This is a genomic window from Frankia sp. CpI1-P, from assembly GCF_001421075.1.
In the GTDB taxonomy this organism is placed as follows: Bacteria; Actinomycetota; Actinomycetes; order Frankiales; family Frankiaceae; genus Frankia; species Frankia torreyi.
Window position 1 is genome coordinate 37,606 of sequence record NZ_LJJX01000023.1, and the last position, 25,135, is coordinate 62,740.

Here is a 25,135-nt window from a genome sequence, read left to right on the forward strand (position 1 = left end):
CGCCATGTCAAGGGTCGCGCCGCGTCAGGGCCATCAGGGTTGGCCGGTATCTAGGGTTGGCCGCCATCAGGAGTGGTCGGTCGGACGGGAGGCCGGCGGGATGGGCAGGCACAGCGAGGTGAGCGACGCCGTCGCCACCGGGCCCGGCGAGCCCGGGTCAGGCGAGGGTGAGCCGGCCGGGGCAGCCGGGCAGAGGGGTGACCCCGAGGACGGCGTGGCGGGCGGGGATGCCGCCGTCGGCAGCGATCGTGCCACGGTGCGTCTCGACGGCCGTTCCGGCGGAGCCGACCAGGTGCGCAAGCTGGCCGTCCGGATGCTCGCCGGCACCCGGTGGGAGCCGGTCGTGGACGACGTCCGACTGGTGCTGAGCGAGCTGACGACCAACGCCCTGCTGCACGGGGCCGCCCCGATCGAGGTGCGGATCCTCACCGGCGGCGCGGCGCTGCGGGTGGAGGTCAGCGACAGCAGCCAGACGATGCCGCTTCGCCCCCCGGCCGGCGGGGACGGGCTGACCGGGCGGGGCATGGCGCTGGTCGCCGCCTCGGCCACCCGCTGGGGAGTCCAGCCGGTGGCCGCGGGCAAGATCGTATGGGCGGAGTTCGCCGGGGACGACGACGGCTCGGTCGCCGGCACCGGCGGGGGCAGCGGCGGCGGCGAGGGCAGACCGGCCGCCTCGAACACCGGCCGGACTCCCCCGCCACGGACTCCCCCCACGCGTCGGCGGCCCGCTGGTTCGGCCCAGGGCGGTAGTTCGGCGAAGGCCGGCAGTTCCGCGCAGAGCGGCGGTTCGGCGCAGAGCGGCGATTCCGCGCAGAGCGGCGATTCCGCGGACAGCGACGGGACGCACGCGGTCGGGATCAGGGGCATGAGCGGCCTGCGCGGCGTCGGCACGATCATCCTGTCCGCCGGCGGGCAGCCCACGTCGGCGCCGGGGCATCTCGTCCGTCTCGGCGACGTGCCCACCGATCTCCTGCTCGCGGCGAAGCACCACGTCGACGGACTGGTCCGCGAGTTCGCGCTGGCCGCGGGCGGCGCGGCGTCCGGGGCCAGCGCGGCCGTGCCCGAGCGGCTGGCCGAACTGCTCGGGACGGTCACGACCCGGTTCGCCGGGCCCCGCCAGGCGATCAAACGGCAGGCGCTGGCGGCCGCGTCGGCCGGGCGGCCGCGCACCCCGCTGGAGCTGGTCCTCCCGCTGAGCACGGCGGCCGACGCCGAACAGTACCTGGCGGCGCTGGAGGAGATCGAGGACTACGCCCGCGCCGCCAGGCTGCTCACCCTCGAATCCCCGCCCCAGCATGTCGCGTTCCGGCGCTGGTACATCGGCTCCCTGGTCGAACAGTTGCGCGCCGCCGAACGCGGCGAGGGCGCCGTGCAGACCCGCGGCTTCGAGCAGTACCTGCTGGACACCCTCGACGTGGTCGTGGCCGCCCAGCGCACGGCGGAACGCTCCGCCCGCCTGCAGCGGGTCACCGCCGCCCTGGCCCGGGCGACCACCCCGGAGCAGGTCGCGGCCGCCGTCGTCTCGCAGGGCGCGAAGGCGCTCGGCGCCAGCGGCGGGGNACTGATGATCCCGCAGGGCGCCGGCCGGCTGGCCATCCCCGGGTCGGTCGGCTACGGGGAGAGCATGATCGCGGCGCTGCGGGCAGAGCGGCTCGACGACCGGCTGCCGGCCACGGACGCGCTGCGCAGCGGCGAGCCGATCTGGCTGGAGTCACGTCGGGAGCGCGACGCCCGCTACCCCGACCTCGCCGAGCTTGAGCCCACGGCGGTGGCGATGTGCGTGCTGCCCCTGTTCGTCGGCGACCGCNCCCTCGGCGCGCTGCGATTCTCCTTCGACCACTCCCGCCTGTTCGACGACGACGAGCGGGCCTTCGTCCAGGCGCTGGCGACGCAGACGGCGCTGGCGCTGGAACGCGCCCGGCTGTTCACCGTGGAGCGGGAGGCCCGGGAACGCACCGCCCTGTTCGCCGCCGCGACGGACCTGTTCACCTCCACTCTGGACACCCGACGCATCCTGGAGCACCTCGTCTCCCTGCTCGTGCCGTGGCATGCGGGGCGGGCGGCGGCGTGCCGGTTCGACGAGGAGGGCGGCGTCGAGATCGTCGCCGTCGCCGACCGCGCCGACCCGCTGCCGACCACCGGCAACCGCCCGACCGCCGGCAACCGCCCGACCGCGGTCTCGGTTCAGGACCCGACCGCGGCCCCGATCCGCGGCCGGCTGGGCGGCCGGGGCGTCCCGGACGGCGGGGGTATGACACAGGCGCTGCGCACCGGCCGGCCGGCCCGTTCCCCGGATGGCACGCGGCTGGCCCTGCCGATGGTGCTCGGCGGTCGGCCGGTGGCGGCGGTCGGCTTGGCCGCCGCCGAGGGCCGCGCCTACGCCGACGACGAGCAACGCGTGGTCGCCGAGCTCGTCGACCGAGCGACGGTCGCGATCGGCAACGCCCGCCAGTACGAGCAGGAACGCCGGACCGCGGTCACGCTGCAACGCAGCCTGCTGCCCCAGCGCCTGCCGGAGATCCCCGGACTCGCCTTCGCCTGGCGTTACCTGCCCGGCAGCGCCGGAGCCCTGGTCGGCGGCGACTGGTACGACGTCCTGCCCCTCGACGACGGCCGGATCGCGCTGGTCATCGGCGACGTGATGGGCCACGGGATCCACGCGGCGGCGACGATGGGCCAGTTGCGTGCCGCGGTGCGCGCCCACGCCGTCGCCCAGACCAGCCCCGGGGCCGTGCTCACCCTGCTCGACGCGGCCGCCAACCGCCTCGAGCAGGGCCGGATCGCGACGGCGGCGTTCGCGCTGCTCGACCCCGGCGACGGCCGGCTCGTCCTCGCCTCCGCCGGGCACCTGCCGCCGCTGCTGATCCCCCCGCACCAGCCGGCCCGCTACCTGCACCTCGAACCCGGGCCACCGCTGAGCGCCGGCCTGCCCGACTACCCCGAGACGGAGCTGACGGTGGAGCCGGGCAGCACCCTGCTGTTCTTCACCGACGGCCTGGTCGAGGACCGCCGCCGACCGGTCGACGAGGGGATGGAGCTGCTCCGGGCGGGAGCCACGGCGCTCGGCACCCCCGAGGAGGTCTGCGATCGGGCGCTGGCCGCGCTCGGCCGCGACGCCGACACCGAGGACGACACCGCCCTGCTCGCCGTCCGCCTGGGCTGACCGTCCCCGGGCCGATCACGGGGTGGGCGGACCATGTCTCGGCGGTTTCGGCGGTTTCGGCGGTTTCGGCGGTTTCGGCGGTTTCGGGGTTTCGGCGGTCAGCGGCGGGCGGCGGCGGTCAGCGGCGGGCCGCGTAGATCCGGCGGACGACGTCCTCGATGTCGGGCTCCTCGACGGTGAAGTCGAGGACCTCGACCCGTTCCGCGACCGCCGCGAACACGCGGGCGGCGGTGGTGGTCTCCGCGTCGAACGCCAGGCGCTGGCTCAGGCCGTGCGCCTCGCTGGACAGGTGGCGGGCCGCGGGGATCCCGATCAGGTCCGGGGACGGCGCGGCGAGGTGGACGACGAGCACCCGCTCTGCGCCGGTGGTCCGCCCGAGGCCGGCCAGGTCGCCGTCGTAGGCCAGCCGGCCGTGGTCGACGACCAGGACCCGGTCACACAGACGTTCGACATCACCCATGTCGTGGGTGGTCAGCAACAGTGTCGTGCCGTCGGTGCGACGCATAGCGATGAGGAACTCCCGCAGCCGCTGCTTGGACAGGACATCGAGGCCGATCGTGGGCTCATCGAGGATCACCAGTCGGGGAGCGTGCAGCAGCGCGGCCGCGACCTCGGCGCGCATCCGTTGGCCCAGGGACAGCTGACGGACCGGGGTGGCCAGGAAGTCGGCCATCTCGAGCCGCTCGACCAGCTCATCGGTGCGGGCACGCTCGACGGCGGCGGGCAGGGCGTGGATCGCGGCCAGAATCCGGAAAGACTCCCGCACCGGCAGATCCCACCAGAGCTGGGAGCGCTGCCCGAACACGACCCCGATCTGGCGGGCGAGCCNGCGCCGGTCCTTGACAGGGCGCAGCCCGCAGGTCGTCACCGTGCCGCTGGTGGGCACGAGGATGCCGGTCAGCATCTTGATCGTGGTGGACTTACCGGCCCCGTTGGCACCGATGTAGCCGACCGCCTCGCCGGGTTCGATCCGTACGGTCAGGTCGTCGACGGCGGTCAGCCGCCGCCGGCGCGGCCCGTCGCGCACGGTGAACTCCCGGGTCAGCCCCGCGGTCTCGACGATCGCGCTCATCCGCCGTCTCCTCCATCCGCTGTCTGCCTCAGCCGTCTGCCGCAGCCGTCTGCCTCATCCGCCGCCGCCNCGGTAGTGCCGCACACCCCAGTGCCAGCACAGCAGCGCCAGCGCCCACGCCCAGAGCGCGGCGAGCGGTCCGCACCAGCCCAGCCACGTCGGCAGCCACGCGGGTGCCGGCAGGTCGAGCAGCCGCAGCGTCGGCAGGAAACCGGTGAAGGCCATCGGGAAGAAAAATCCGAACACCACCTGGAGAGGTCGCGACCACACCGACGCCGGCTGGGTGGCGGCGTAGCGGCCGCCGTAGACGAACGCACTGGTCATCTCCGCCCCGTCGACGAGGAAGAACTGCAGGCCTCCCGCCAGGACGAACATCGCCGCGAACGTCGCGCAGCCGCTGACCAGGGCGACCACCAGCAGCGCCACACCGCCCACGTCCCAGGCGACGTCGTTGACGGCCAGACCGGCGCCGAGCGCCGCCAGCCCGACGGNCGCGCGCGCCAGCCGCCGCAGGCTGATGTCGCTGGTCACCAGCTGCAGCAGCAACGGTTGCGGCCGCAGGTAGAACACGTCGAGGGTGCCGGCACGCAGGTACGTGGGCAGGTTGTCGCAGTGCCCGAAGGCCAGGTCGGCGAGGGAGAAGGCCAGGTCGGCAAGGCCGAACACCAGCAGGATCTGGTGGAACTCCAGCCCGCCGAGCCGCGTCACGGCATGGAACAGCACCCAGACCTCGGCCAGCTCGACGACGGCGGCCAGCAGGGAGCTGATTAGGTCGAGGACGAAGTTCGCCCGGTAGACGGTCTGGGAGCTGGCCCGAGCGGCGAGCACCACCCGGTAGGGACGCAGCCGAGCTCGAACAGTGACCCCCTCAGCCACCCCACGCCTCAGGCCACCCCGTACCTCAGCCACCCTGCACCTCGAGGTGGCGCCGGCCGGCGCGGGTCAGCGCCTGGCCGAGCCCGCCGACGCCGGCCAGCCACGCGAGCTGCGCCGCGAGCAGGGTGAGCGCGCCGGCGAGGCCCACGCGGCCGGCGAGGATGTCGATCGGGTACGCCAACATCGACGGGAACGGCGTCGCCTGGGCAGCGACCCACAACCAGCGCGGGAACAGCCGGATGGGCACGAACAGCCCAGCCAGGAACCCCGAGACCACCAGATAGAAGACCTGCACGCCATGGGTCTCCACCAGCCAGAAGCCGGCGACCCCGACCAGGTAGGCGGTCGCGACGGAGATCACGATAGCGAGCAGCAGGCTCACCGCGCCGAGCGGGTACGCCGCGACCGATCCGGGCTGTGCCATCCCGACGAACAGGCCGATCACGAGCATCGGGATCCCCCGCGGGATCAGCGCGAACAGTGCCCGCCCGACCTCGGTCGTGATCTCGGCGGCCTGGACGTCCAGCGGGCGCAGGAAGTCGACGGCGACCCGGCCGTCCTTGATCCTCTCAGCGATGTCGGTCCGGCCGGTGAGGTTGACCGAGCCGAGCAGCGCCTGGGACAGCCAGATGTAGGTGCTCATCCGACCGACGTCGTATCCGGCCAGCTCGCCGCCCGCCGCGCGCACCGTCGCGAACAGCACCTCCACCTTGAGCAGCCCGAATGTCGCGTTCGCGGCCACCCCGCCGAACGCCGCCAGCCGGTAGGCCGACTGGCGACGAATCCCCGCCCGCAACAGCCGCCAGTACACCCGGGCCGTCGCGCGCATCGAAGGCCACGCCTCCCACGCCTCCCAGTCCGCCGCACCACGCCCCACGCGACCCGGCGCACCCCGCCCGGGCCCGGCGGCGCCGCCCGCGCCGCGCGGCCTCGCCCCGGTCAGTGTGCGCAGGCCGCCGGCGACGTGGAAGCCCGAGCCGGCATCGCGCCAGGGCCACCGGTTCGCGCGCGGTGAGCTGGTCGAAGACCGGTGGCTGCCCTCGCAGGCATGGTCGTCATGAAAGTCCGAGCAGGTGGAGGTCGTAGGAGGCGACGCTTCGGCCGAGTTCCGCGCCGGTGATGTCGGTGCCGCGGAAGTGGATGCCTTCCCAGACCCGGGCGTTGATGTTGTCGTCGGTCGCTTGCCGCCACGAGGTGTAGGTCCTGCTGACGCCCGGTGCGGTTGCGCTGTTCACCGTGATCGGCTGGCGGGGCCCGGGGCCGGTGAACGCTTCGAGCACGCGTTGCGCGGCGCCGGCGTAGGTGGTGTGCCCGCTGGGGTATTCGGGGTGTGCCGGCGTGGTGGTCAGCGGCGTCCACGTGGGATCGGGCGCGGTGGTGGGGTCGCCGTCGGTGTCCGCCGCGCGGATGGCGGTGACGGGGCGCCAGCGAACGTAGACGTATTTCGCGTCGTAGACGGCGATCTGGGCGTCGATGGTGGCCTCGTGGAACGTGGCCACCAGGTGGACCTGCCACCCGAGCGACCGTCCGCCGGTCTGTGCGANCAGGCCGCGCAGGAGGGGGGTGTAGCCGGCGAGGGAGGCCTGGGCCCAGAACTTCGCGACGTCGGTCTGGGCGGGAGTGCGCACGGTGCTGTCGGCGGCTCCGATCGCGCGGATCTCGGCGAGGTCGCGGCGGTACTGCGCCGATCCGAGGGGAGGCGGTGGCCCGGGACGGAACCGGTTGGCCGGTCCGAGCAGGAACGTTCGTCCCCGGCCCTGCCCGGACTGCACCGCCGGGGCGTACGCGGGGGGTGTGGGCCGCCAGACGCCCGGAGCCGGCGGCGGTGGGCTGTAGGGGGCGTTGACCGAGGCGACGTCGAGTCCGTCCCCGGCACGTTCGGCGACCAGCGCGCGGGCGGAGCGTTGACCGGCGTCGATGCCGGCGTACCTGTCGTGGTTGTCGGGGAGCTGGCGCAGCGTGGCAGCCAGGGCGGCGTCGAGGTCGGCGNCGCGGGCGGGGACGAGCGCGGCGAGGCTGTCGTGCAGTGCGGTCGCGAACGCGGAGGTGGCGAAGGTGCGGCCAGGCGACTCTGGACGGCCAGGCGACCCTGGGCGGACGGTGAGGGCACGGTCGGCGGCGAGCCAGCTGACCGCCCAGATCCGGCTGTTGGTGACCTGGGTGGGCAGGGCCGCGGCGGCGACGGTGTCCGCCGTGACGTCGTACCAGGTGAGGACGACGTCGGAGCCTGTTGCCGCGCCCGAGCCCACCACCGCGTCCGAGCCCACCACCGCGTCCGAGCCCGTTGCCGCGTCCGAGCCTGTTGCCGCGTCCGCCGCGCCCGCCGCCGTTCCGGCCGGGCCCAGGACCGTGATCGTCGCAGCGGCCAGCGTGACGGCGACGGTGACGGCGACCGAGCGCACGCGCCCCCGAACTGCCGCACGTATTACCACACGTGAAGAGAACACAATCGTCTCCGCGAAAGCGAGTGAAGGAGGCGGCGACGCCTATGGGCGTCGGCCGTACGCCGGCCCGGGGGTGTTCAGATCCGGCGACAGGCCGCGCTCGTCACCCGCTGGAGGTCGACATGAGGCCAACCCACGAGAAGATAACCCTGCACCCGTGCACTCTCGCACGGATGACGTCGGCCGTGCGGCGANACCGAGATGTTCTCGACACGGCCGATCCAAACGCTCACCTCGGCCCGGGTCTGGACGGGAGAATCGTCGGGTGAGGATTCGCACCGGCCGGGACGGCGACGTCGAGCTCCTCCTTGCGTTCTGGCAGTCGGCCGCGCACGGGACGAGCGTGAGCGACGATGCCGCCGGGGTCGCGGCGCTGCTCGCGCACGACCCGCAGGCGGTGCTGGTCGCGGAGGTCGACGGGACCGTCGTCGGCACGCTCATCGCCGGCTGGGACGGCTGGCGTTGTCACCTGTACCGGCTCGCCGTCGCCCCCGAGCACCGGCGCGCCGGAGTCGCCCGGGCGTTGCTGGCCGCCGCGCGGGAACGGTTCCTCGCCCTCGGCGGCCGTCGGATCGACGCCATGGTCGACGACACCAACACCCGGGCACACGCGCTCTACCGCGCGGCCGACTACCGGTCGCAGTCGTCCTGGACGCGCTGGGTCCACCCCCTGGGCTGACCGGCCGGCTCAGGGATGGCCGACGACGAGTCGGAGCGCTCCCACGAACTCGGGTTGGGTCCGCAGGTGCCCGTGCCGCCGATCCCAGCTCCCGGACTCGAGATCGTGTCGAAGCCGGTCAACCGCTCGGGTCTCGTCGGCGTCGCTGATGAANCCCCACACCGACTGTGCCCGGCGTACCGCCGGATCGAGGAACCGCTCCGGACGGGCGTAGAAAGCCTCGATGAACCCGTCGACGCAGTCCCCGGGTATCGGCACCGGCTCGACGGTCACGCGCGTACCGATCAGCGCGCAGATCAGGTCGATGCCGGGAAACCGGCGGCGGTCGGCCTCGATCAGTTCCGGCGCCCGCCCCCACGTTGAGCACGGTGCGCGCGTCCCCGAGGGCGGCATGTAGCTGGGCCTCGATCCGGGGGTCGGCTCGCCGCTGCGTCGCGTAGCCGCCGCCGTGCTGTTCGTAGTCGAAATCCCCGGCTCTGATCACGTCAGGACTTCCGGGCCACGCNGCAGTAGCCGTCGACGGCGGGGAAGGAGGCACAGGCGAGCTCGGCGATGCCAGGGAAGATCGTAGGATGCTCGTCGCCGGCCTCCCGGTCCACCGGGTAGGAGTCCTTGCCGCCCAGCCAGTAGTTCCAGATCCGGGCCGCGTGCGGCACGGAGGTGTCGATCCGAGGGCCCGGGTCCTGCTGGGGCGACGCGTCGGCTGTCATGAGCGCTCTGCGGAGGTCCGCAGGCCCGCGGTGTTGACCGGTGGCACGGCACCCCGAAATCCATCAGGATCCATCGCCACGCCCTCACGCCGCGTCACCCCCGCGCCCAGGGCGGCTCCGAACAGATGGCGGGAAAACTCAGTGGAGGTCTCGAAAAGCAGGAGTTTTCCGTGACCCTTCATCTCCTTCCAGACGGTCACACCGAACTCGACTCCATTCTCTTCTCGACCCCCCTCGATGAGCTGCAGGATTTCGGCAGCCCGACCGCGGGAAATAGACTCAATCTTTCTGCTGTAGCCGTCGAGGAGTGTCATCGCGCCGTCCTCAAGGAATATGTACGCACGCGCCGGGGAGGCATAGTAGGCGTCAGCTGTCCGATCCCTTTCCCATTCCTCCCCTGCCATATCCCAAAGACGATCGTTCAACCTTCTTAGAATATTTCTGTTTCGCCCGGATCCCCCACTACCCTTACTCGTTCTCTTCGCCACCACCAACGGATCGTATGNCGCACCNGACCACGCCCATCAGTAAGTCGCAACGATGGTGATCGGCACTCTTGCACGGTCCCCGGTAGGCCCGGGGCGCGCCCCTCGTAGCCGGTGCCGTTCGTCAACAGACCCGGGCCGCGCCGCAGTAGCCGTCGACGGCCGAGGGAAGGCTGCCGTCCGGGGTGGGGAAACCCCGCTCTGGCGCGTGCCGCCGCGGCGGGAGCGCCGCGGTCGCGGGCCGCCCGAGGTGGTGACGGTAACGGTTGAGCGCCGACCGGTCGCGGCATATACAACGTAAGGGCGTGACTCGGATCACCGCGGGCCCGCGGTGCTGACCGGNGGCACGGCACCCCGGCACCCCGGATCCATCGGGATCTGTCCCGACGCGAAGGAGCACACCCGTGGCCGACGAGCACCGCATCTCCACCACCCGCCGGATCTCCGCCCCGGCCGGGCGGATCTTCGAGCTTGTCACCGACCCCGACGGCCACGTCCGCATCGACGGGTCGGGCATGCTCGTGGCCGCCGGCGACGCCCGGCGCGTGACGAGCGCCGGCGACGCGTTCGAGATGGACATGGACCGCGAGCCGCTCGGCGACCTGCCGATGGGCAAGTACCGGGTGCGCAACGTCGTCACCCGCATCGAGCCCGACGCCCTGGTCGAGTGGACGGTCGGCGGCGTCGACCACCCCCCGATCGGCCACGTCTACGGCTACGCCCTCGCGCCGGTCGACGACCACACCACCGACGTGACCTCCTACTGCGACTGGAGCGCCGTGTCGGAGAAGTGGAAGGCCCGCGTGAGCTGGCCGGTGGTGCCGCTGACGATGCTGGAGAAGTCGCTGGCGAACCTCGACCGCCTGGTCAGCCTGACCGCCTGACCGCCGTCCAGCGTTGCCGGCCGCATGCGTCCGCCCGGCGGCCNGACGCGGCCCTGTTCCGCGGAACACCACGATCATCCAGATTCAGGCTCGGCCTGAACATGTCCGCGCCCAATCAACCACGCACAGATATGAGAATCGGTCCGTGGCGGTCCCGGCCACAGGGCGATCAACAGATGCTGGAGCTTCATGCTCGCTCACCCGGCCCCAACCGTCATCACCCTCCAGCAATTTCCGCCACCGGCGGCAGGCACCGGCCCTCACAGCACTTCCGCACACCACCCGGTGAATGTCCGCTGGCACCCGTGACGGCGGCAGGACCGTGGCGCGCCGCCCGGCGCATCATGGGGTAATGGTGGGTGTACGGATGATCAGCGGTGCCGACGACGTGCGGGCCTGGCTCGGCGGCCACGTCCTGCAGCGGGTCGCCGGCCCGGAGGGCCCGCGCCGACGGGAACAGATCTTCGACGCCGAGGGCGAACGCTGGTTCGCCGAGGACCGGCCGATCCGCCGCGTGCACGCCGACGCGGCGATGTTCGTCGGTGGTCTGCGCGCGCTGCTGCTGCAGTCGCTGCACCCGCTGGCCATGGCCGGGGTGGCGGGACACTCCGACTTCCGCCACGACCCGTGGGGCCGGCTACAACGGACCAGCTTCTTCCTCGCCGCGACGACCTTCGGCCCGGCCGAGGAGGCCGAGCGGGCCGTCGCCCGGGTCCGCGGCGTCCACCGCCGCGTCCGCGGAGTAGCCCCCGACGGTCGTCCCTACGCCGCCGGCGACCCGCACCTGCTGCGCTGGGTACACATCGCCGAAGTCGACAGCTTCCTCGCCGCATATCAGCGCTACGGCACCGGCGGCCCGCTGAACGCCGCCGAACGCGACGCCTACATCGCCGACGCCGCGACCGTCGCCGACAAGCTCGGCGCCGCCGACCCGCCGCGCACCGAAGCGGAACTGGCACGAGCCCTGCGCGCGTTCCGTCCCGAACTCGCTGGCACCCCCGAGGCTCGAGCCGCGGCCCGCTACCTGCTGCTCCAGGCACCCCTCCCACTCCTGGCCCGACCCCCCTACGGCGTGCTGGCGTCGGCGGCCGTGGGCCTGATGCCCGCCTGGACCCGCTGGCCGTTGCGCCTGCCGTACCTGCCCGCGGCCGAGGCGACCATCGGCCGCCTGGCCGGCCACGGCATCGTCTCGACCATCCGCTGGGCCACCCGCCCGGCACCGGCAGCGCCCGGAACCGACCCCGACCGACCCGCCGCCTGACTACTCCAGCCACCGATAGTGCCCAACATCGCCAACGCCGCTCGACGTCGACCCCGGTGGGTCGGGCGAGGGTCGACCCGATCGCGGGAGGTGGAAGGACTGCCCGCGGTGGTCAACGGGTAGAAGGCGCGCCGGATACCCACGGCGTCCGCAGAGCCCCTGCCTCGCGTCGAGCCGAAGCGCCTCCGGGCGGGCGGATGCCGGCAGAGTGGCGCACACGGTCAACGTCCCCCATCCTGAGCTTACGGCGATTTAGTGCACACTCTGAGTGACATCGCCGTGGAGGGTGGCCACCGTCCTGTGCCCGATGGCGCCGTCAGGCGCCATAACCATCGACGGGAGCGGAACATGATGAAACGGAGACTTCTGTATGTGATCGCCCTGGCCTTCGCCGTGGCAGCGGTGTTCGTGGCCCCGTCGGCCAGCGCCGACACTGGCGGCGTCAACACCAGCAGCACCGGCAACCCCACCGGCATNGGCGGCAACACCGGCATCGGCGGCAACCCCAGCAGCGGCATCACCACCACCGGCGGCGGCAACCCCAGCAGCGGCGGCACCACCGGCGGTGGCTACCCCAGCGGGGGCGGCTACCCCAGCGGGGGCGGCTACCCCAGCGGGGGCGGTTACCCCGGCGGCAAACCCGGCGGCGGCATCAACACCGGTGGCGGCTACCCCGGCGGCGGCAAACTCGGTGGCGGCAACACCGGCGGCGGACTGAAGAAAGGTGGCTCTACCGGAGGTGTCACGATCATTGTCATCAACGGCGGGGGNAATCAGGGACACCACCGCCACCGTCACCACCACCACCACCATCACTGACCTTCTGCACGCTTCTAGCTGGGGTGGGCGCTACGGGTCGGCTTCAGAAGCGGACCTCCGATCACCGTGATCCCCAGTCGAGGACGCGCGTTTTCCACGCTCGGCCCGGCACGTCCCCTGCGGGACGTGCCGGCCTTTCTCTGGTGGAGGGTCGGGCGTTGCGCGCTGACTTCGGTGAGGCTCGCCCCGCGGAGGTCTGCCCCGGTCAGGTCCGCCCCCGTAGCCGACGCCGGCCGGGCAGCCGCCGACGCCGGGCCGAGGGTCGCAACGGCTAGCGGCGCTCGAAGACCCAGGCGGCGGCCACGGCGGCACCGACCACGACGCCGACGAGCAGGATGCCGCCGAGCACGAAGAAGCCGACCGCCTTGATCAGGGCGATGACGATGGGCAGGGCGGCGGCGAGCACGAAGAAGCCGCGGGTGCGCACCGGGGTGTTCACGACCGCGTACAGCTTGCGGGGGCCGCTGACGCGGGAGACATTGAGCTCGTCGGACACCGACGNCATGAGCCGGATCGTCGTCCAGGTCAGCGCCACGAAGGCGAGCGTCAGCGCGAGGGCGTAGAGGAACCCGACGGCGCGGCCAAAGGCGTCGAACGACGCCCCGGCGGCGATCACCGTGATCACCAGCGGGATATACCACGAGGTGGTGCGGTCCTGGCGCGCCTGGCCGGCCAGCCGGCGCGCCTGGGCGAACCGTTCGCCGCGCCGGCCCGCCCCCCGGTTGCCACCCGACGACTCGCCGTAATACCCGTCCGCCATGAGCGCTCGGCTCCCCTCCACGGTGAGTACCGCCATGCCCCGCATCTTGCATGGGCACGACACTGCACCCCTCCTTATTTTCCCCCAATCCAGCCGCCCGGGGTATGTGATTTTCGGGGAAGACCACGACCCGATGGCCCGGAGCCACGACCCGATGGCCCGGAGGTGGCTGTGGGCGTCCGGTCGTTACCGTTGCGGTATGTGTCGCAACATCACCGAGCTGCGGGGACTCGAGCCGCCGGCGACCGCCGACGAGGTGCAGGCCGCCGCCCGCCAGTTCGTCCGGAAGATCAGCGGCCTGCGCCGGCCGCCGACCACGGCGGACGCCGCCTTCGAGGCCGCCGTCGCCGAGGTCGCCGCCTCGGTGCAGCGGCTGCTCGACGCGCTTCCGGCCCGCCGTCAACCGCCTTCGACGGTGCCACCGCTGCGGCGGCCGGAAGTACGCGCCAGGGCCGACAGCTAGCCACCTGCCGACGGCCGGCCACACCCGCCGACGGCAAGCCACCTGCCGACGGCTGGGCCGCTACCGGCGCTGGGTCTCGGCCCGCGAACGGCGGTGACGGCTGCCGGAGTCGACGAGCCGGTCCGGCGCCTTGCCGGCGAGCGCGTCGGCGCGATCGGTGGCGACACTGTCGGCGATCAGTTCCCGCGTCCGGTCCTGCTCCTGGTCGTCAAGTCCGTGCAACAAGCTGTCGAACATGCTCACGTGGTCACTCCACCTGGTTGGTTCCGCGGCGTTGCTGCCCTCGCTCTGGGCCCTTCCCGCTCCCGCGTGCATAAAGCACCGAATTTGCTCCGATCTGATGCAGACCACAGACAAGCCCCTGACCTGCACGTTTGTCCGGCTCGCGGAGGCAGGGNGGCGGTTGGCGCGCGTGTGCGCGGACGCGTCCGCGGGCACAGACACCTCGCGGGGAGGTGATGCGGATGACGGTGCGCGCGGCCACGCTGCTCGGGCCGACGGCCGAGGTCCCCACGCCCTCGCCGGCGGTGGTGGAGCTGCTCGGCGTGCTACGCCGGCATCTCGACATGGACGCGGCGTGGCTCGGCCGGATCGAGGGCGACGTGCTCGTCGTCCAGGTCCTCAACGGCGACGGCGGATCCTTCCACATCACCCAGGGGTCCACCGTGCGGCGACAGACCGGCCTGTATGCCGANGTCCTCAGCGGCCGGCTGCCGGCGCTCATCCCCGACACCCTCGCCGACCCCCGCACCGCCAACTCGCCCGTAGCGCGCGAGCTGGACATCCGCTCCTATGCCGCCGTGCCGGTCATGGACGGCGATGACGCGCTCTACGGTCTGCTGGGCTGCATCGCCCACCGGCCCCACCACGAGCTGCGCGAGCGGGACGCCCGCTTCCTGCAGATGCTCGCCGAGATCCTGCGCGACTCCGTGACCGACCTGCAGCGGATGTGGCAGGCGCGCAGCCAGGTGTGGCTGGACGTCAGCCGCCTGATCGACCAGGGCGGCCCGGCGCTCGCGTTCCAGCCGGTGTTCGACCTGGAACAGGCCCGGATCATCGGAGTGGAGGCATTGTCCCGGTTTCCGGACGCCTCCCGCAGCACGACGCAGTGGTTCGCGGCGGCCGGCGCGGTCGGNCTGACCGTCGAGCTGGAGCTCGCCGCGGTGCGCCGCGCGCTGGGCGCGCTCCCCCAGATCCCCGCGCGCATCGGCCTCGCCGTCAACGTCTGCGCGACCACCCTGTCCGCCGGCCTGGTGGAAATGGTCACTGGGACCGACGCGGAGCGCCTCCTGGTGGAGATCACCGAGCACGAGCGGATCGCCGACGCCCCCGAGGTCACCCGCGCCCTGGACCGGCTGCGCCGACTCGGGGTCCGTCTCGCCGCCGACGACGTCGGCGCCGGCTACGCCGGGCTGGAGCAGCTCGTCCGGCTCCGCCCGGAGATCATCAAGATGGACTGCAGCCTGACCCAGGGCATCGACGTCGATCCGGCGCGCCGCGCGGTCGCGACGGGGCTGGTGCACGTCGCCGAGGAGATCGGCGGCGCCGTGATCGCCGAGGGCATCGAGACGACCGGCGAGCTGCGCACCACCCGCGAGACCGGGATCCGCTACGGGCAGGGCTTCCTGCTCGGCTCCCCCACCCCCGTGCTGCGCGACGCCTGCGTCGCGGCCGGCGGGTGAGCCGGCCGGTGCGCACCCCGGACACCGCGCACGGGTGTGCGGGGCCGGGGGAACGGCGGTAGGCCGCCGCCCGGGGCGGTCGATCCACCGCCCGCGGCCGTGCCCCGATCGGGGTGGCCGGCGCCGGCCGCGATGTACAGGCGGACCAGGCCGGTGCGCTTGGTCGACATCGGCGCGCCGAGCGGCAGCAGCCGGCGGCGCGAGCCGCGGCGCGGCGCGGCGGGCGGCGCGGGCCGCGGCGGGTCGCCGCGGCGATGGTCCAGCCCGACCAGGTGGATGAGCGCGGGCAGCAGCACCAGCCGCAGCACGAGCGCGTCGAGGATCACCCCGACGGACAGTCCGATACCGAGCAGCTTCATCATCCGCACCTGCTGCGTCGTGAGCGCCACGAACACCGCGACCATGATCATGCTGATCGTGATGACGACACCGCCGACGTCCGCGTGCCGGCTGCTGATCGCCGCCTGGGGATCCGGGGCATCGGCGGAGCCGCGCAGCCGGCTCAGCAGCGTCAGGTGCATCCCGATCGACAGCCCGAACACGATGATGAGGATGAGGCCAAGGATGAATGGCTCGATCGGGCCGGTGCGCACGCCGAGCCCGGAGGCCAGCCATCCGTTGCAGAAGACCGAGGTGATGACGCCCAGGGTCGCCGCGAGGGCGAGCATGCTGGCCGCCGTGATCGCCAGGCTGTGGCGCACCGAACGCAGGCCGAGCAGGACCGCGACCCCGAGCACGCCCAGCTCCAGGATCAGGAAGGCGGGCAGGACCCGGGCGAAGCGGTCCGACATGTCCTCGAAGATCGCCGTCTGGCCGCCGATGTACACCTCCAGGGAGGTGCCCGCGATCGCCGCCGGCACGGTGGAGTCGCGCAGCCGGTGGACGAGGTCGCTGGCCGCCGCCGAGCGGGGCGGGTCGTTCGGGAACACCTGGATCAGGGCGCTCGCCGCCTGGGCGTTCTGCAGGACGACGAAGGCCCGCTTCACCCCGNGGGTGCCCTCGAGGGCCGTCAGCAGGTGGGGCACGGCGGTCGGCTGGTCGGCGGACACCCCCGTGGCCATGACGATGAGCTGCCCGTTGAGGCCGGGGAAGTACTCGTCGCTGACCAGGTCGTAGGCGCGCCGGCTCGTCGTCGACGTCGGGTCGACGCCGTTGTCGGTGCCGCCGAGGCGCAAGCCCACCACCGGCAGCGCCAGGATGGTGAGCAGCACGACCGCCGCCCCGGCCAGCACCTGGGGGTGGCGCCCGACGGTCCTCGCCCACCAGGACCGCAGGCCCGGCCGCACCGGCAGGCCGGTTCCGGTGACGCTCAGGTGGGTCCGCTCGGCCCAGACCAGCAGGCCACGCCCGGAGATCGACAGCATCGCGGGCAGCAGCGTGGCGACGACGAGGATGCTCACGGCGGCGGCGGTGAACCCGGCCAGGGCGAGGCCGTCGAACACGCTGAGGCGCAGCGCGCTGGTGCCGAGCATGACCACGGCGAGCCCGAGGCTGCCCGCGAGGGTCGCCCGGCCGGAATGGCGCATCGCCGCGCGCACCGCGTCGTCGGGGCCGCGTCCCCGCCTCAGGTCGGTCTGGCAGCGGTGGACGACGACGAGGGCGGAGCCGAGGCTCAGCCCGAAGCCGAGCACCAGCGCCAGCAGCGGTGCGAGCTGCATGACGTTGGCCCGGCGGGACAGCAGGGTGACGCCGTCCAGCGCCGCCGCGGTCGCCGCCCCCGCGGTGACGGCGCACACGGCGACGGCGGCCGGCGAGCGCACCGCCAGGCAGAGGATGAGCAGCGCCACGCCGATGCCGAGCGCGATCGGCCAGGGTGAGATCGTCCCCTGCACGACGACGGTGGTGGCGGGCCCGGTGACCTCGACCTGCAGGTCGGGCCCGTCGTAGTCGCGGGCGGTGGCGATCAGCCGGCGCATCACGGGGAGGTCGGGCGTGGTCGGCGCGTCCTTCATGAGCACGGAGACGATCGCCGTATGCCCGTCCGCGCTCAGGGGGCTGCCGCCGAGCGGCACGGCGCCGAGCGGGCTGTAGGGGTCGAACACACCGGTGACGCCGGGGAGCTTGCCGAGCTGCGCGATCATCGTGGCGACCCGCGCCCGCACCTCGGGCGCCTGNACGTCACCCGCCCGGGCCCGCACGACGATCATCTCCAGATCCGGCAGTTTCCGGTCGGGCATGATGTCGGCCACCAGGTCCATCGCCTGCTGCGATTCGGCGCCGGTGACGCCGAGATCCTGGCTGAACCGGGCGCCCTTCTCCTGGGCGACGTTCGTCGCGGCGATCAGCGCTGTCAGCCACACCGCGACGACCAGCCATCGGTACCGCTGGCACCAGCGGACCAGTAGCGTCACGGCACACTCCTCGGCAGGGACCGGTAATGGCCCATTTGGGTCTAATGTCGGATTCGTATGCGGGGCCAATCTGGCCCACGGACATGCACGGCGTCAACGTGAACCGGATCTGGACCGGCCAGATGGNCACTCCGGTGGGGTGCCGGCAACGTGTCCGGGGGATCACAACACGTCCGGGGAAACCGGTCACGAGGCGGCCGTGGCGACAGCATCCGCGGTAGCGGTGGCGGACGGTGGTGGCGCACGGCGGCGACGGCGGCGGGGCCCTGATGGCGGCGGATCCTAACGCCCGACAATCCGGCGCCGCGACGGGTGACCTTCTCCTGCCAGCAGCAGGATGTGTGCAGAACATGTTGGCGACAAGCTGTCCCGGCGTCGCTTCGCACCCGTTTTTTCGACCGTCTTCACTACGTGCGACCAATCGACATGCAACGATCGGCCCGCTGCTCCCCCCCTGCCCTGGCAGCGAAAGGAAGTCCACTCCCCATGTCGGTTACCGACGTCGTGCAGAACGACCAGGAAATCCCCTCGTTTCCCTTTGACGACACGTTCTCGCCGCATTCCTCGGGACGCCTGGCGGAATATGCGCGGGAAGCTCCCGCGATCCGTGTGCGGTTCGGTCCGGGCCAGCTCCCCATCTGGCTGATCGTCCGCTATGCGCCGGCCCGGGCGATGCTTGCCGACTCCCGTTTCTCCCGCACCAGGACGCTGGACTTCTCCCCGCCCCTGACCGCGGGCCAGATGCCCGATCCGAACTCCATGCTCTGGCTCGACCCGCCGGAGCACACCCGAATCCGGCGCATGGTCAACGCCGGTTTCGCGCACCGGCGGATCGAGCGGATGCGGCCCTGGATCGCGGCGACGGCCCGGGCCCGGATCGACGCGATGACGGCCCAGGAGGCGCCGGGTGACATCCGCACGCTCGCCTTCCATCTGCCGATCGAGGTGATCTGCCAGCTTCTCGGCGTCCCCGATCTCGACCGGGACAACGTCCGGACCTGGAGCGAGTCGCTGTTCCGGTTCCATCTCGACCCGAAGGGCGCCGCAGTCGGGCTCTCCGCGCTGTACAGGTACATGGGTGAGCTGGTGCGTGCGCGTAAGGCCACCGCCGGCAATGCCGACAGCCCGGAGGGTCTGCTCGATGTTCTCATCGCCGCTGCCGACAACGACGGCACACTCACCGAGACCGAGCTGCACTCGCTCGCCATGACACTGCTCATCGGCGGATTCGAGACCACCGGCGGCGTCATTTCGAACGTCATCACGACGCTGCTCACCCAGCGGTCGCACTGGGAGGCCCTCGTCACCGACCCGAGCGGCATGCCGAACGCCATCGAGGAGCTCCTGCGCTACCACCCGCTGTCGATGACCTTCCCCCGGGTGGCGACCGAGGACATCGATCTGGGCGGCTTCGTCGTCCGCGCCGGAGAGGTGGTCGTGGTCCCGCTGGCGGCGATGAGCCGTGACCCCGCGGTGTTCACCGACCNCGACCGCCTCGATCTCACCCGGGAGCCGGTGCCGAACCTGACCTTCGGCGCCGGGGTGCACCACTGCATCGGCGCGCACCTGGCCCGGGTCGAGCTGACCGAGGTGCTCACCGCGCTGATCGAGAAGGTCCCCGGGCTGCGGCTCGCGGTGGCGCCCACCGAGCTGCGCTACGAGCTCAAGGCACCGATCGGCCGACCGGAGACCCTGCCCGTCGTCTGGTAACGGCGCCGTTCGCGCCGCCGGAGCCGAGGCACCACCAAGGGACGTCACCCACCGGCCCCGGCGGCGTGCACCCGCCCCGCCGCCCCGCCCGGCAGCCCGGCAGCCCGGCAGCCATCGTTGGATTCTCCAACCCACTGCGGCTAGGCTCCCCCTCGACCACGTTAGTTGGATTTTCGAACTCACGGTGCGAGGGATGAGTGAACATGGACGACAGCCCCAAGTCGGCGCTGCGATCCGGGCGACCACCGACGATCACCTCCGTCGGGAACCGCCCATCCAGGGGCAGCAGCCCGACGAGCAGTGACGCGGGCGGCATCGCGCTGGGTGGAATCGCGCCAGGCGGCATCGCACCGGGCGGCGCGCCCGGTGGGCGGTTCGGGCGGGTGTTCGCGGTGGTGGCGGCCGGGGTCGCCATGTCGAACCTCGACCTGTTCGTCGTCAACGTCGCTCTGCCGGACATAGGCCGGCACTTCGACGGATCGTCGCTGTCGTCGCTGTCGTGGGTGCTGAACGGGTACGCCGTCGTCTTCGCCGCGTTGCTCGTGCCGGCCGGGAACCTCGCGGACCGGACCAGCCCGCGCCGCGCCTACCTCTGGGGCACCGCGATCTTCGTCGTCGCTTCCGCACTGTGCGCCGCCGCCCCCACGGTGTGGTTCCTCGTCGCCGCCCGGGTGCTGCAGGCGGCGGGCGCCGCCGTGATGACCCCGTCCTCCCTCGGCCTGCTGCTCGCGGCGGCGCCGCCCGAGCGGCGGGGGGCGGCGGTGCGGGCCTGGACGGCGGTGAGCGGGCTGGCGGCCGCTCTTGGACCCGTCGCCGGCGGGTTGCTGACCGAACTGGACTGGCGGTGGGTGTTCCTGGTCAACCTGCCGGTCGGGCTCGCCGTCCTCGTCGCCGGACCGCGGGTGCTGCCCCACCCGCCGCGGCGCCCCGGCGTGGGGCGGTCCGATCCGGCGGGGGCGGTCCTGCTGACGGTCGGGATCGCGGCGCTGGCGCTGGGGCTGGTCCGCGGGCCGGACTGGGGCTGGGGCTCCGCGCGGGTGGTCGGATCGCTGCTCGCCAGCGTGCTGCTGCTGGCCGGGTTCCTGCACCGCTCGGCGCGTCATCCCGCGCCGGTCCTGCCGCTGCCGCTGCTGCGCGTGCGGACCTTCAGCGCCGCCGCGGTGGCCGCGTTCGTGTTCAGCGTCGCGTTCGCGGCGATGCTGCTGTCGGGCGTGCTGTGGTGCCAGGACGTCTGGCACTGGTCGGCGCTGCGGACCGGGCTTGCCATCGCCCCCGGACCGCTGATGGTGCCGGGGCTCGCCCTCGCCGCCGGGCCGCTGGTGGCCCGCCTCGGGTCGGGACGGGTGGCCGCCGCCGGCTGCCTGGTGTTCGCGGCCGGGATCGGCTGGTGGATCCTGCGGATGGCGCCGCAGCCGGACTACGTCGGCGCGATGCTGCCCGGGATGCTGCTCACCGGCGTCGGCGTCGGGCTGATCCTGCCGACGCTGATCAGCGCGGCCGTCACCGCACTGCCCCCGGCGAGCGTCTCCACCGGCTCCGCGGTGGTGACCATGGCCCGTCAGATCGGCACCGTCATCGGGACCGCCCTGCTCGTCGCGGCGCTCGGCGGCGCGGCGGCCGACGACCTCGGCTCGCTCACGGACGCCTACGACCTGGGCTGGATCATCACCGTCTCGGCGGTCGTCCTCGCCGCGCTCGCGTGCCTCACGATCCCGCGCCCGACCACGACGCAGGCACCGCCCTCCCCGCGGGTGCCGACCCCTGCGCAGGTGCCGACCGTGGCGCCGTAGCGGCCGGGGTCAGCGGCGGAGAAGGAACCACACGGTCTTGCCGTCGCCGGGGACGGCGGCCGCGCCCCAGTCCTCGGCCAGCGCGTCGACGAGGTGCAGGCCACGGCCGCCGAGCGAGTCGGCGTCGACGTGGCGCACCCGCGGCGGGTGGCGGTCCGGGTCCCGGACGCCCACCCAGACCAGGTGATCGGTGGTCCGGATCTCCAGTTCCGGTTCACCGTGGCCGTGCAGCACGGCGTTGGTGACCAGTTCGCTGGCGAGCAGCACGACGGTCTCGGTCACCTCCACGGGGACGCCCCGGCCGGTCAGGTCCGCCGTCAGCCGCTGGCGCGCCCGACCCGGAGCGTCCGGACCTGGCGGGAGGACGAACCGGTCGAGAAATATCCCGACTGGAGGTTCCGACCCGACTGCCATGGCATCCACATATCCGGGCGAATCCATGGATAAACCGAAGTCGGGTCGGTCATCGCGGCCGTAGCGGCCGTGCGCGACGCCGGGGGGACGCCCCTCGTCCCTCGACCAGATGCCGGTCCCGTCCGCCCCGACGCCCGGAGCCGGCCTGCTGGCCCTCACCTCGGCGGACGTCCTGACCGCCGTGGACGTCCTGACCGCCGTGGACGGGCTGGTCGCCGTGGAACGCATGACGCCACCGGTACTGGCTGAGCTGTCCGGCCGGCAGCGCGGACCGGGCAATGNATTGCCGGTCGGCAGGCTTCTCGCGGGATATTCGCTTCACCCGGGCCGAACCCGCGCTGCGTCGCCCACCTTCGGCGGCGGCCGGGCCGGGGCCGTAGAATCCGGCCCGGGCACCGGGTGGCATGCTGACAATTATGGACGACACGAACCCGCGGGGGCCGGCTGGTCCGGAGCCGGAGGGCACCGGGAGGCAGGCCGAGTACGACTTCTTCGTCTCCTATCACGCCAAGGACCACGACTGGGCGAAGTGGGTCGCCTGGCAGCTCGAGGATGAGAAATACCGGGTGCTGCTGCAGGAGTGGAATTTCACGCCCGGAACGGAGTGGGCGGCTTCACTGCGACGTGACATGACCGCGTCGGAGCGCACGATTGCACTGGTGTCGGAGACCTACCTCGCGTCGGCCTACGAGCAGCGAGCGTGGGAACTCGCCTACCAGCACGACCACGGGTTCGCCCGCAAGCTGCTGCCGGTCAGGGTCGAGGACTGCCGCCTCCCCGGGCTGCTCGGCGACATCAAGGCCTTCGACCTGTTCGACGTGGCNGACGAGGCGGAAGCCAGCCGTCTGCTGCTGCAATGGATCGTGGACGCGCAGACGGGTCGGACCAAGCCCACGGCAAGGCCGCCGTTCCCCGGCTCGACCGGCACCGACCCAGAACAGCCCGGGGAAACATCCAGCCGGCTACTCAGCCCCGAAGCCCTGTTGACGGGCACGCCGCTGGCCAGGATGGTGGAGTATCCGGTGCGGTTGCGGGACAAGCGCGCCGTCGAGCTTGATCTCGAACATCTGCGGCGTGCCTGCCAGCGGGTCATCGCCGAGCGGAACGTCCGCGCCGCCGTGGAACTCGACTACCTGGTGGCGCAGAACCGGCCGGACGTGGAGCTCTCCCCGGACACCTACGCACTGGTGCAGCGGGTCAAGGCGGAGTTTCGGACGGAAATGAGGTACATGGACGGTCCCCAGGCCCAGCGACGAAACCTCATCGAACCGCTGATCAACCTGACCAACCTCGTCGGTGCGATGTTCGCCCACCTACCGATCGAGTTCGTCCTGCACGACACGCGGGATCCCCTTCATTCGGTCTGCGCCGTCCAGAACGGGTTCACCGGACGACAGGTGGGTTCGCCGGTAAGCAACGTGGCACTGAGCCGGATCGTGAACCCGCCGGGCGCCGAGNCAGCCGTCTACCAGGTGCGCCTGCCGGACGGCCGCAGACTGAGAAGCGCGACCATCCCGATTTACCACCGAGTATTCGGCCTGATCGCACTGCTGTGCATCAACGTGGACGCCGAGAGGTTCCTGCCAGGGNCGAAAGGCAGCAAAAGTTTGCTGGAGACTCTCGCCCGCCTTCCTGACAACATGGTGGAAGAATTCTTCTACGGCTGACTCCGCCAGCTACCTTCAGCGGCTCCCGAAACGTCGACGTCACATTCCCTGGCATTACGCGGGCGAGGTTTCAACGGCCGGGCGGCGGGCCATCATGGCTGCATGACCACAGCAACCGAAGCGCAGAAGTTCCTCAAGGGCGTCGACTACCCGGCCGATCGTTCGGCGATCGTGAAGAAGGCAAGGGAGAACGGTGCGGACGAATCCCTCGTCCGCACCCTGGAGAAGATTCCGGACCGGCAGTACAGCGGCCCGAACGCAATCTCGAAGGAGCTGTCCGAGAAGTCCTGACCGGAACCGGTCACCGAGCAGGACACGCGACGGGGTCGAGCCGGGGCAACCGCCTTCCGGCCCGACCCCGTCGTTCACGACACGGGGACCTCCGCCGTCCGGTCCGACTGGGCGGCCGGCTGCGCCGCCGGCTCCGGGNGGCCCGGCAGGAGCAGGCTGGCAGCCAGAATGATCACGATGGTGCCCAGCGCGAACCAGTAGACCCCGTGGAACCCGTCGACACCGCCGCCGTCACCCACCGTGGCCAGGATGAGGGTGACCACGGCGATGCCGATCGCGGCACCGAGCTGGTTGAGGATGTAGAGCACCGAGCTGCCCTGCGGCACCGAGGCCGGCGGCAGCGTGCGATACAGCGAGCCCATCGTCGGGGCGCCGACGAAGCTCAGCCCCAACCCGACGACGAACGCGGCCAGCGCCGGCCAGACCTCCGCGGTGTGCGCGCCCACCCGGGTGAACGCGAACTCGCCGACGGCGGCGACGAGCGCCCCGACGCGGACCAGCCGCCGGGCGCCGAGCCGGTCGGACAGCCGACCGGACTGCGGCATGGCGATGATGGCGGCGACCGCGAACGGCGCGACGAGCAGCCCGGAGGCGAGTGGGCCGTGCCCGTGCTGCTGCTGGTAGTACAGCGGCAGCACGAACAGGTTCGCGAACATCGCCAGCCCGACCAACATCATGATCGCCACACTGGCCGCGAAGCCGCCGCTGGTGAACAGCCGGACGTCGATCAGCGGCGGCGTGCGCCGCGCGGCGGCCGGGCGCAGGGCGTGCCCGGCGTAGCCGGCGAGCAGGGCGACGGCGGCGGCCAGCGGGAGCAGCACCTGCCAGGCGACGAAGGTCGTGCGGTCCGCGGCCTGGGACAGCGCCAGCACCGCCGCGGCGAAGCCCGGGCCCACCAGCGCCACCCCGAGCACGTCAAGCCGTGTGCGCGGCACGCCGCCCGTCGATACGCCGCCCGTCGGCGCGTCGCCCGTCGGCGCGTCGCCCGTCGGCGCGTCGCGGGGGATGACCCGCAGCGCGCCGATCAGCGCGGCGACCCCGATCGGCAGGTTGATCAGGAACATCCACCGCCAGGAGAAGTGCGCCAGGACGGCCCCGCCGACGATGAGACCGAGAACCGGGCCGGCCGAGAGGACCATGCCCATCAGCCCCATCACCCGACCCGCCCGGTGGGGGCCGGCGGCGCGGGCCAGCAGCGTGAGCACGAGCGGGTCGAGGATGCCGGCGGCGAGCCCCTGCAGGACCCGGAAGACGATCAGGCTGCTCACGTTCCAGGCCAGCCCCGAGGCGACCGAGGCGACCAGGAAGGCGACGAGGCCGNCCAGCCACAGCCGGCGGGCGCCGAACCGGTCGACGGCCCAGGTGGTGACGGGGATGGCGACGGTGAGCGCCAGCAGGTAGCCGGTGGAGACCCAGCCGATCGTGCTGAGCGCGGCGTCGAAGCGTGCGGCCAGGGTGTCCACTCCGACGGCCACCATGGAGCCGTCGAGGATTCCCATGATCCCGCCGAGGAGCACGACGGCGATCAGCCGCCGCAACGCGGGATCGAATCGGCCCTCGTCCAGCACCTGCGCCATCTCTCACCTCGTGAGTCCCTAAATCTGCACTGGTCGG

18 protein-coding genes and 15 pseudogenes are annotated in these 25,135 nt (G+C 72.4%); 17 read left to right on the forward strand and 16 right to left on the reverse strand.

The window, feature by feature from the left end; all coding sequences use genetic code 11:
- Positions 1 to 313: 313 nt before the first annotated feature.
- The 3 genes and pseudogenes from FF86_RS66675 to FF86_RS50230 form a co-directional block, all read left to right on the forward strand.
- Positions 314 to 1,559 (forward strand): ATP-binding protein (locus FF86_RS66675; protein ID WP_396229915.1); only part of this gene is annotated, 1,246 nt, incomplete at its 3' end.
- Between the two features lies 1 nt (position 1,560).
- Positions 1,561 to 1,807 (forward strand): annotated as a pseudogene (locus tag FF86_RS50225) (histidine kinase); the annotation flags it as partial.
- Position 1,808: 1 nt separating this feature from the next.
- Positions 1,809 to 3,163 (forward strand): annotated as a pseudogene (locus FF86_RS50230) (PP2C family protein-serine/threonine phosphatase); the annotation flags it as partial.
- A 118-nt stretch (positions 3,164 to 3,281) separates the two neighbouring features.
- Here FF86_RS50230 and FF86_RS16470 read toward each other — a convergent pair.
- From FF86_RS16470 to FF86_RS16480, 5 genes and pseudogenes are all read right to left on the reverse strand, one after another.
- Positions 3,282 to 3,991 (reverse strand): ATP-binding cassette domain-containing protein (locus FF86_RS16470; RefSeq protein ID WP_242418888.1); only part of this gene is annotated, 710 nt, incomplete at its 5' end.
- A gap of 1 nt (position 3,992) precedes the next feature.
- Positions 3,993 to 4,235 (reverse strand): annotated as a pseudogene (locus tag FF86_RS50235) (ATP-binding cassette domain-containing protein); the annotation flags it as partial.
- 70 nt (positions 4,236 to 4,305) lie between these two features.
- A pseudogene (locus FF86_RS50240) lies at positions 4,306 to 4,726 on the reverse strand (ABC-2 family transporter protein); the annotation flags it as partial.
- 1 nt (position 4,727) lies between these two features.
- Positions 4,728 to 5,111, reverse strand: a pseudogene (locus FF86_RS62570) (ABC-2 family transporter protein); the annotation flags it as partial.
- A gap of 25 nt (positions 5,112 to 5,136) precedes the next feature.
- Complete coding sequence (locus tag FF86_RS16480) at positions 5,137 to 5,940, reverse strand: ABC-2 family transporter protein (RefSeq protein ID WP_044885524.1); 804 nt, start codon at positions 5,938 to 5,940, stop codon at positions 5,137 to 5,139.
- Between the two features lie 1,880 nt (positions 5,941 to 7,820).
- On the opposite strand from FF86_RS16480, the gene FF86_RS16490 reads away from it, so the two are divergent.
- A complete protein-coding gene (locus tag FF86_RS16490) occupies positions 7,821 to 8,234 on the forward strand; it encodes a GNAT family N-acetyltransferase (RefSeq protein ID WP_044885526.1) in 414 nt (137 codons plus the stop codon).
- 154 nt (positions 8,235 to 8,388) lie between these two features.
- On the opposite strand, the pseudogene FF86_RS66680 reads toward FF86_RS16490, so the two are convergent.
- Together FF86_RS66680 and FF86_RS16500 are read right to left on the reverse strand one after the other, a co-directional pair.
- Positions 8,389 to 8,718: pseudogene (locus FF86_RS66680) on the reverse strand (hypothetical protein); the annotation flags it as partial.
- A gap of 22 nt (positions 8,719 to 8,740) precedes the next feature.
- Positions 8,741 to 8,944 (reverse strand): annotated as a pseudogene (locus tag FF86_RS16500) (SAM-dependent methyltransferase); the annotation flags it as partial.
- An 889-nt stretch (positions 8,945 to 9,833) separates the two neighbouring features.
- Here FF86_RS16500 and FF86_RS16510 point away from each other — a divergent pair.
- Positions 9,834 to 10,313 carry an SRPBCC family protein gene (locus FF86_RS16510; RefSeq protein ID WP_044885529.1) on the forward strand — a complete coding sequence of 160 codons (480 nt, stop codon included), beginning with the start codon at positions 9,834 to 9,836 and terminating at the stop codon, positions 10,311 to 10,313.
- A 367-nt stretch (positions 10,314 to 10,680) separates the two neighbouring features.
- Positions 10,681 to 11,574, forward strand: a complete 894-nt coding sequence (locus FF86_RS16515; protein WP_044885530.1) for an oxygenase MpaB family protein — start codon at positions 10,681 to 10,683, stop codon at positions 11,572 to 11,574.
- Positions 11,575 to 12,407: 833 nt separating this feature from the next.
- Here FF86_RS16515 and FF86_RS66685 read toward each other — a convergent pair.
- Positions 12,408 to 12,686, reverse strand: coding sequence for a pentapeptide repeat-containing protein (locus FF86_RS66685; RefSeq protein ID WP_128423315.1), 279 nt, complete (start codon positions 12,684 to 12,686; stop codon positions 12,408 to 12,410).
- 666 nt (positions 12,687 to 13,352) lie between these two features.
- Between FF86_RS66685 and FF86_RS16530 the strand changes: the two genes are divergently transcribed.
- Positions 13,353 to 13,616: a DUF2277 domain-containing protein gene (locus FF86_RS16530; RefSeq protein ID WP_044885533.1), complete on the forward strand. Its 264-nt coding sequence runs from the start codon at positions 13,353 to 13,355 to the stop codon at positions 13,614 to 13,616.
- A gap of 60 nt (positions 13,617 to 13,676) precedes the next feature.
- On the opposite strand, the gene FF86_RS33375 is transcribed toward FF86_RS16530, so the two are convergent.
- Positions 13,677 to 13,859 carry a hypothetical protein gene (locus FF86_RS33375; RefSeq protein WP_044885534.1) on the reverse strand — a complete coding sequence of 61 codons (183 nt, stop codon included), beginning with the start codon at positions 13,857 to 13,859 and terminating at the stop codon, positions 13,677 to 13,679.
- A 323-nt stretch (positions 13,860 to 14,182) separates the two neighbouring features.
- Here FF86_RS33375 and FF86_RS66690 point away from each other — a divergent pair.
- The 3 genes and pseudogenes from FF86_RS66690 to FF86_RS50275 form a co-directional block, all read left to right on the forward strand.
- Positions 14,183 to 14,310 (forward strand): annotated as a pseudogene (locus tag FF86_RS66690) (diguanylate phosphodiesterase); the annotation flags it as partial.
- 1 nt (position 14,311) lies between these two features.
- Positions 14,312 to 14,751: pseudogene (locus FF86_RS50270) on the forward strand (GAF domain-containing protein); the annotation flags it as partial.
- Position 14,752: 1 nt separating this feature from the next.
- Positions 14,753 to 15,298: an EAL domain-containing protein gene (locus tag FF86_RS50275; RefSeq protein WP_242418889.1), complete on the forward strand. Its 546-nt coding sequence runs from the start codon at positions 14,753 to 14,755 to the stop codon at positions 15,296 to 15,298.
- Here FF86_RS50275 and FF86_RS50280 read toward each other — a convergent pair.
- The 3 genes and pseudogenes from FF86_RS50280 to FF86_RS62580 all read right to left on the reverse strand — a co-directional run.
- A complete protein-coding gene (locus FF86_RS50280; protein ID WP_255355819.1) occupies positions 15,226 to 16,284 on the reverse strand; it encodes an MMPL family transporter in 1,059 nt (352 codons plus the stop codon). The two genes, FF86_RS50275 and FF86_RS50280, sit on opposite strands and share 73 nt — an antisense overlap.
- Before the next feature lie 5 nt (positions 16,285 to 16,289).
- Positions 16,290 to 17,412 (reverse strand): annotated as a pseudogene (locus FF86_RS50285) (efflux RND transporter permease subunit); the annotation flags it as partial.
- A gap of 1 nt (position 17,413) precedes the next feature.
- A pseudogene (locus FF86_RS62580) lies at positions 17,414 to 17,649 on the reverse strand (RND transporter); the annotation flags it as partial.
- Between the two features lie 1,074 nt (positions 17,650 to 18,723).
- On the opposite strand from FF86_RS62580, the gene FF86_RS50295 reads away from it, so the two are divergent.
- From FF86_RS50295 to FF86_RS16555, 3 genes and pseudogenes are all read left to right on the forward strand, one after another.
- Positions 18,724 to 19,135, forward strand: a 412-nt coding sequence (locus tag FF86_RS50295; protein ID WP_242418903.1) for a cytochrome P450, incomplete at its 3' end; no start/stop codon positions are given.
- Position 19,136: 1 nt separating this feature from the next.
- A pseudogene (locus FF86_RS50300) lies at positions 19,137 to 19,359 on the forward strand (cytochrome P450); the annotation flags it as partial.
- 203 nt (positions 19,360 to 19,562) lie between these two features.
- Positions 19,563 to 21,149: an MFS transporter gene (locus FF86_RS16555; protein ID WP_063870415.1), complete on the forward strand. Its 1,587-nt coding sequence runs from the start codon at positions 19,563 to 19,565 to the stop codon at positions 21,147 to 21,149.
- A gap of 9 nt (positions 21,150 to 21,158) precedes the next feature.
- Here FF86_RS16555 and FF86_RS16560 read toward each other — a convergent pair whose 3' ends face one another.
- A complete protein-coding gene (locus tag FF86_RS16560) occupies positions 21,159 to 21,563 on the reverse strand; it encodes an ATP-binding protein (RefSeq protein ID WP_044885537.1) in 405 nt (134 codons plus the stop codon).
- Between the two features lie 416 nt (positions 21,564 to 21,979).
- Between FF86_RS16560 and FF86_RS50305 the strand changes: the two genes are divergently transcribed.
- The 4 genes and pseudogenes from FF86_RS50305 to FF86_RS16570 form a co-directional block, all read left to right on the forward strand.
- The coding region (locus FF86_RS50305) for a toll/interleukin-1 receptor domain-containing protein (protein ID WP_242418890.1) at positions 21,980 to 22,386 on the forward strand (407 nt) is incomplete at its 3' end.
- Positions 22,387 to 22,864: 478 nt separating this feature from the next.
- On the forward strand, positions 22,865 to 23,020 hold a 156-nt coding region (locus FF86_RS50310; RefSeq protein ID WP_242418904.1), incomplete at its 3' end, for a PAS domain-containing protein.
- Between the two features lies 1 nt (position 23,021).
- Positions 23,022 to 23,152 (forward strand): annotated as a pseudogene (locus tag FF86_RS50315) (PAS domain-containing protein); the annotation flags it as partial.
- A gap of 180 nt (positions 23,153 to 23,332) precedes the next feature.
- Entirely contained in the window at positions 23,333 to 23,521 is a 189-nt protein-coding gene (locus FF86_RS16570; protein ID WP_044885539.1) for a DUF2795 domain-containing protein, read from the forward strand.
- 74 nt (positions 23,522 to 23,595) lie between these two features.
- Here the strand turns inward: FF86_RS16570 and FF86_RS62585 are convergent.
- The 3 genes and pseudogenes from FF86_RS62585 to FF86_RS63690 form a co-directional block, all read right to left on the reverse strand.
- A partial coding sequence (locus tag FF86_RS62585) for a hypothetical protein (RefSeq protein ID WP_255355820.1) occupies positions 23,596 to 23,659 on the reverse strand: 64 nt, incomplete at its 5' end.
- 1 nt (position 23,660) lies between these two features.
- Positions 23,661 to 24,841, reverse strand: a pseudogene (locus FF86_RS16575) (MFS transporter); the annotation flags it as partial.
- A 1-nt stretch (position 24,842) separates the two neighbouring features.
- Positions 24,843 to 25,098: pseudogene (locus FF86_RS63690) on the reverse strand (MFS transporter); the annotation flags it as partial.
- Between the last annotated feature and the right edge of the window lie 37 nt (positions 25,099 to 25,135).

Bases quoted from the DNA above. Each gene is read 5' to 3' on its own strand.
- FF86_RS16480 (WP_044885524.1), bottom strand. From the start codon at position 5,940: ATGCGCGCGACGGCCCGGGTGTACTGGCGGCTGTTGCGGGCGGGGATT.
- FF86_RS16515 (WP_044885530.1), top strand. From the start codon at position 10,681: ATGATCAGCGGTGCCGACGACGTGCGGGCCTGGCTCGGCGGCCACGTC.
- FF86_RS16530 (WP_044885533.1), top strand. From the start codon at position 13,353: ATGTGTCGCAACATCACCGAGCTGCGGGGACTCGAGCCGCCGGCGACC.
- FF86_RS16555 (WP_063870415.1), top strand. From the start codon at position 19,563: ATGGACGACAGCCCCAAGTCGGCGCTGCGATCCGGGCGACCACCGACG.
- FF86_RS16560 (WP_044885537.1), bottom strand. From the start codon at position 21,563: ATGGCAGTCGGGTCGGAACCTCCAGTCGGGATATTTCTCGACCGGTTC.
- FF86_RS16570 (WP_044885539.1), top strand. From the start codon at position 23,333: ATGACCACAGCAACCGAAGCGCAGAAGTTCCTCAAGGGCGTCGACTAC.